This window comes from Azospirillum sp. B506, assembly GCF_000333595.1.
GTDB lineage: Bacteria > Pseudomonadota > Alphaproteobacteria > Azospirillales > Azospirillaceae > Azospirillum.
Genome location: NZ_BADK01000151.1, coordinates 1 through 5,362 on the forward strand (window position 1 = coordinate 1; position 5,362 = coordinate 5,362).

The 5,362-nt window shown below is 65.3% G+C and carries 5 protein-coding genes and 2 tRNA genes; 5 read left to right on the forward strand and 2 right to left on the reverse strand.

Annotation, left to right across the window (positions count from 1 at the left end; translation table 11 throughout):
* Nucleotides 1-88: 88 nt before the first annotated feature.
* Together I71_RS05390 and I71_RS05395 are read right to left on the reverse strand one after the other, a co-directional pair.
* Nucleotides 89-164, reverse strand: a tRNA-Asn gene (locus I71_RS05390).
* Nucleotides 165-391: 227 nt separating this feature from the next.
* Nucleotides 392-465 (reverse strand) — tRNA-Cys (locus tag I71_RS05395).
* A 318-nt stretch (nt 466-783) separates the two neighbouring features.
* Here I71_RS05395 and I71_RS05400 point away from each other — a divergent pair.
* The 5 genes from I71_RS05400 to valS form a co-directional block, all read left to right on the forward strand.
* Nucleotides 784-1,440, forward strand: a complete 657-nt coding sequence (locus I71_RS05400) for a protein-L-isoaspartate O-methyltransferase (protein ID WP_042691873.1) — start codon at nt 784-786, stop codon at nt 1,438-1,440.
* A 102-nt stretch (nt 1,441-1,542) separates the two neighbouring features.
* On the forward strand, nt 1,543-1,869 hold the full coding sequence (locus tag I71_RS05405; protein WP_042691876.1) for a rhodanese-like domain-containing protein: 327 nt from the start codon (nt 1,543-1,545) through the stop codon (nt 1,867-1,869).
* A 2-nt stretch (nt 1,870-1,871) separates the two neighbouring features.
* Nucleotides 1,872-3,275: a TolC family outer membrane protein gene (locus I71_RS05410; protein WP_042691881.1), complete on the forward strand. Its 1,404-nt coding sequence runs from the start codon at nt 1,872-1,874 to the stop codon at nt 3,273-3,275.
* Between the two features lie 96 nt (nt 3,276-3,371).
* Nucleotides 3,372-4,073, forward strand: a complete 702-nt coding sequence (locus I71_RS05415; protein ID WP_049975939.1) for a DUF2497 domain-containing protein — start codon at nt 3,372-3,374, stop codon at nt 4,071-4,073.
* A 66-nt stretch (nt 4,074-4,139) separates the two neighbouring features.
* Nucleotides 4,140-5,362: valine--tRNA ligase (valS, locus tag I71_RS05420; RefSeq protein ID WP_199902114.1), on the forward strand; the 1,223-nt coding region annotated here is incomplete at its 3' end.

Here is a 5,362-nt window from a genome sequence, read left to right on the forward strand (position 1 = left end):
AAATCGGTTACTGAAGAGCCACAGTCAAGCCTCAACAGCTCCAAAAGAAGAAAAGGCCGAATGCGCTTTGCATTCGGCCTTTTCGATCTGGCTCCCGGTGCTGGACTCGAACCAGCGACAAGCGGATTAACAGTCCGCTGCTCTACCAACTGAGCTAACCGGGATCGGTGACTGGCCTTTTGGCCGCCGCCGTTGTTGGCGTGGCGGGTGTATAGCCGAACCATTCGGCCCTGCCAAGCCAATTCCGCCAAGAAAATGATTTTTCTTTCGGGGAGAGGTGCCGCGGCAGGCGATGAGCATTTCGCCAATGAAAACAACGCCCAAACTCAAAAACCCCGCCAGGGGCGGGGTTGCGTTCAAGCTATCTATTCTTCATCTATACTGTCAGGTATGGAGGCACGGGCGGGAATCGAACCCACGTACACGGATTTGCAGTCCGCTGCATCACCACTCTGCCACCGCGCCATCCTGACCGGCACCGGCGCGCCGTTTCCGGTGCGCCCTCGGTGTGGAGCGGTGGTATAGCGGCATGAAACGGAGCGGTCAAGGCGAATGGTGACGATTTTTGAACATCATGTGCCGGTCGTTCGGAAGACGCCGTCACAGGCAGGGCAGGCAGCCGCTTTTCCGCCCCTTGGCAATGGCCGGGCCTGTCCCGGCGGCTCCGTATCCCTGTGGCGTTGTGTTCGCCAATCCTTTGCGGCTATATACCGCCATGGCAGGAAGCCGTCCGCTGTTCGGCTTGGTGCCGGTGTCGTCACAACACATCAATAAGCGACCGCCATGACCGATTTCGCCGCCGCACGCTATTTCATGGTCGAGGGACAGATCCGCCCCAACAAGGTGACCGATCAACGTCTCGTCGATGTCCTGTCGGAGCTTCCGCGCGAAGCCTTCGTTCCTGAGTCGGCGCGCGGCGTCGCCTATGTCGATGACGATCTCCCCATCGGCAAGGGCCGTTTCCTGCTGGAGCCGATGGTCTTCGCCCGCATGCTGCAGGCTGCCGCCGTGCAGGAGACCGACCGTGTGCTCGACGTCGGCGCCGCCGGCGGCTATTCGACCGCGGTTCTTGCCCGTCTCGCCTCCTCCGTCGTCGGCATCGATTGCGACGAGGGGCTGACGGCCGCCGCGACGGCGGCACTGGCGGGGCAGGGAATCGCCAACGCCAAGGCCGTCACCGGCCCGCTGGCGGAGGGGTACGCCCAAAACGCCCCTTACGACGTCATTGTCGTCGAGGGTACCGTCCCGGAGGTTCCGGCGTCGTTGACCGACCAGTTGGCGGAAGGCGGGCGTCTGCTCGCCATCGTCCAGGGCAAGGTCAGCGTCGGCGAGGTCCGTCTGTTCCAGCGTATTGCCGGTGTGGTGTCCAGCCGCATCCTGTTCGAGGCCCAGCCGCACGCGCTGCCGGGCTTCGAGAAGAAGGCGTCTTTCGTGTTCTGACCGGATTCGCCGGTCGGACAGGTCTTGAACTGAACCGTGCAGTTTACCTCTGCGCGGTTCTGCGCTACCGTCGCCGTCGCCCTAGCACGAAAGTGAGCACCCATGGCCGCACCGTTTGAAATCGAGGTTGAAGAGCTGGACCGCCGCCGCAAGGCCGGCGACGATGCCGTCGTCCTCGACGTGCGCGAACCTTGGGAGTTTGCGCTGTGCGCCATCGACGGCAGCCTGCACATTCCGATGAACGGGCTTCCCGGTCGGGTGGACGAGCTGCCGAAGGACCGCGATGTCGTCGTCGTGTGTCATCACGGTGGCCGCAGCGCGCAGGTCACCATGTGGCTGCGTTCCAAGGGCTTCGACCGTGCCATCAACCTGGATGGCGGTGTCGATGCCTGGGCGCGGCGAATCGACCCGAACATGAAGGTCTACTGAACATGACCGTGCGAAGCCGTTTTGCGCGCCGCTGGCTGCTGGCGACGGCCCTGACCCTGACCGCCACGATGGGCACAGCAGTGACCGGCGGTGGTACGGCGCAGGCGCAGTCCCTGGAACAGGCCCTCGCCCAGGCCTATGCCAACAACCCTACCATCGGTGCCCAGCGCGCCCGTCTGCGTGCCGTCGATGAAGGCGTGCCCCAGGCGCTGTCAGGCTACCGTCCGACGGCCCGCGTGACCGCAGGCATCTCCCGCTCGACGAGTGAGAGCAAGTTCGACGGCGGCTCGACCGGGTCGGAAGCCAACGCCAAGAGCGTCGGTGTCACCGCCACCCAGCCGATCTACGACGCCACCGTCGCCCCGGCGGTCCGCCGTGCCGAGCGGCTGGTCGAGGCGCAGCGCGCGACCCTGATCGCGTCCGAACAGTCGGTGCTGCTGGCCGCGGCCCAGGCCTATCTGGACATCGTTCAGAACCAAGCCATCCTGCAACTGCAGACCAACAACGAACAGGTGCTGCGTCGTCAGCTGGACGCCGCCCGCGATCGCTTCCGCGTCGGCGAATATACCCGCACCGACGTCAGCCAGTCCGAGTCGCGCCTGTCGGCCGCGATCGCTTCCAAGATCTCGGCCGAAGGTACGCTGCGCGCCTCCCGCGCGACCTACGAGCGTCTGGTCGGCGCCGCTCCCGGCGAGCTGAAGGCGCCGAAGCCGGCCTTCCGCCTGCCGAAGAACCTGGACGAGCTGGTCGAGCTTGCCCGCGCCAACAACCCGAACGTCCTGTCCGCCTCCTACACCGAGGCGGCGCAGCGCGAGGCGGTAGACCAGCAGTACGGACGCCTACTGCCGTCGGTGAACCTGTCGGCCAGCGGCAGCCGTACCTACGATCCGGGCCGCTCCTCCGGCGTCGACCTGAACCGGTCCGACAGCGCGCAGATCACCGCCCAGGTGACCATCCCGCTCTATCAGGCCGGCCAGCCGGAAGCCCTGGTCCGCGAAGCCAAGCAGACCGCCAACCAGGCTCGTCTGCAGATCGAGGAATCCCGCCGGCAGGTGACCGAATCCGCGGTCAGCGCCTGGCAGGCTCTGCAGACCGCCCGTGCCAGCATCGAGTCCTATTCGGCGCAGATCAAGGCGGCGCAGATCGCCCTGGAAGGCGTCCGTCAGGAGGCGCAGGTCGGCTCGCGCACCGTGCTCGACGTGTTGAACCAGGAGCAGGAACTGCTGAACGCCCGCGTCTTCCTCGTTCGTGCCCAGCACGACGAAATGGTCGCGGCCTTCAATGTTCTGTCGGCCAGCGGACAGTTGACGGCCGACCGGCTCAATCTGCCGGTCCAGAAATACGACCCGCAGGCGAATTACGACAAGACGCGGGGCAAGTGGTTCGGAACTTCGGTGACCGAATGAACGAAACGGCCCGCGAAAGCGGGCCGTTTTTGTATTATGGCTTTTTGGCCAGCCCTGCCCTAGGTTTGGGGCAGGTTGACGTCTCGGGTTGCCAAGATGAGCGATAAGGGCCAGCAAGAACCTTCGATGGAGGAAATCCTCGCCTCCATCCGGCGGATCATTTCCGAGGACGGCGAGCCGGCCAAGTCGGAAACCCAGGCGCCTTCGCCGCCTCCGCCTCCGCCTCCGCCGCCCCCACCGCCGCCCCCGCCACCGCCACCGCCGATGGTGGAGGACGACGACGATGTCCTGGAACTGACCCAGATGGTGGAGGATGAGCCGGACGATCGGCCCGACTTCGGTCAGCCGGACCCCGATCCATGGCCGGACGAACCAGCCTTCCCGGAGCCGTCTCCGCCCCCGCCTCCTCCGCCGCGCTGGGAGGATCCGGAACCCGAGCCGATGCCGCCGCCGCGTCAGGCTGCCCGCCGGCCGATGCCGGCTTTCGACGATTTCGAGGATGACGAGCCACCGCCCCCGCCGCGTCCGCGCCGCCGGCCGGTCGATCCGGACGATGGGCTGATCTCCCGCCGGACGGCGGAGGATGCCTCTCACCATCTGACCCATCTGGCGCGCGAGTTGGGCGACGACCTGTCCATCGGCCCGATGCCGCTGGGCATCCGCACGGTCGAGGAGGTCGTGCGCGAATTGCTGAAGCCGCTGTTGAAGGAGTGGCTGGACGAGAATCTGCCGACGGTGGTCGAACGGCTGGTCCAGCAGGAGATCGATCGCATGATCCGGCGGTCGCAGAAATTCTGATCCGCCTTTCTTCAGCCCCGCCTCTTTGATCCCTGGTTGAGACGTTTCTAGCGAAAGTTCGTGGTGATGTTGGAAAAGACGTACCGGCCCGCCGAGGTCGAGGAGAAGCACTACCGCCTGTGGGAAGAGTCGGGCGCATTCGCCGCCCAGCCGCAGGGGAACGGCAAGCCCTACACCATCATGATGCCGCCGCCGAACGTAACCGGCAGCCTGCACATGGGCCATGCGCTGACCTTTACCATCCAGGACGTGCTGACCCGTTACAACCGCATGCGCGGCCGCGACGCCCTGTGGCAGCCGGGCACCGACCATGCCGGCATCGCCACCCAGATGGTGGTGGAGCGCAATCTGGCGAAGGACGGCAAGACCCGCCACGATTTCGGCCGCGACGCCTTCATCGACAAGGTGTGGGAGTGGAAGGCCGAATCGGGTGGAACCATCACTCGGCAGTTGCGCCGCCTGGGCGCCTCGCCCGACTGGCCGCGCGAGCGCTTCACCATGGACGAGGGGCTGAGCCGCGCCGTCCGCAAGGTGTTCGTCGAGCTGCACCGCCAGGGGCTGATCTACAAGGACAAGCGGCTGGTCAATTGGGACCCGAAGCTGCACACCGCCATCTCCGACCTTGAGGTCGAGCAGAAGGAGATCAAGGGCAACCTCTGGCACTTCCGCTATCCCATCGACGGGGAGGAGGGGCGCTACATCGTGGTCGCCACCACCCGTCCGGAGACCATGCTGGGCGATACCGGTGTCGCGGTGCATCCGGAGGATGAGCGCTACAAGGACCTGATCGGCAAGATGGTCCGCCTGCCGCTGGTCGGCCGGCTGATTCCCATCGTCGGCGACGAATATGCCGATCCGGAGACCGGCTCGGGTGCTGTCAAGATCACGCCGGCCCACGACTTCAACGACTTCGAGGTCGGGAAGCGCTGCGGACTTGAGCAGATCAACATCATGGATCGCGATGCCCGGCTGAACGACAATGTTCCCGAGGCTTATCGCGGGCTGGATCGCTACGAGGCGCGCAAGCGGATCGTCGCCGAACTGGAAGCGCTGGAGCTTCTGGAGAAGATCGAGCCGCACACTCACATGGTGCCGCACGGCGACCGTTCCGGCGTTGCCATCGAGCCGTGGCTGACCGACCAGTGGTATGTCGATGCCGCGACGTTGGCCAAGCCGGCCATCGAGGCGGTGGAGACCGGCAAGACGGTGTTTGTGCCCAAGCAGTGGGAGAACACCTATTTTGAATGGATGCGCAACATCCAGCCCTGGTGCATCAGCCGCCAGATCTG

Excerpts from the sequence above, each read along its gene's own strand:
- I71_RS05415 (WP_049975939.1), top strand. The coding sequence starts at position 3,372 with ATGAGCGATAAGGGCCAGCAAGAACCTTCGATGGAGGAAATCCTCGCC.
- I71_RS05405 (WP_042691876.1), top strand. The coding sequence starts at position 1,543 with ATGGCCGCACCGTTTGAAATCGAGGTTGAAGAGCTGGACCGCCGCCGC.
- I71_RS05410 (WP_042691881.1), top strand. The coding sequence starts at position 1,872 with ATGACCGTGCGAAGCCGTTTTGCGCGCCGCTGGCTGCTGGCGACGGCC.
- I71_RS05400 (WP_042691873.1), top strand. The coding sequence starts at position 784 with ATGACCGATTTCGCCGCCGCACGCTATTTCATGGTCGAGGGACAGATC.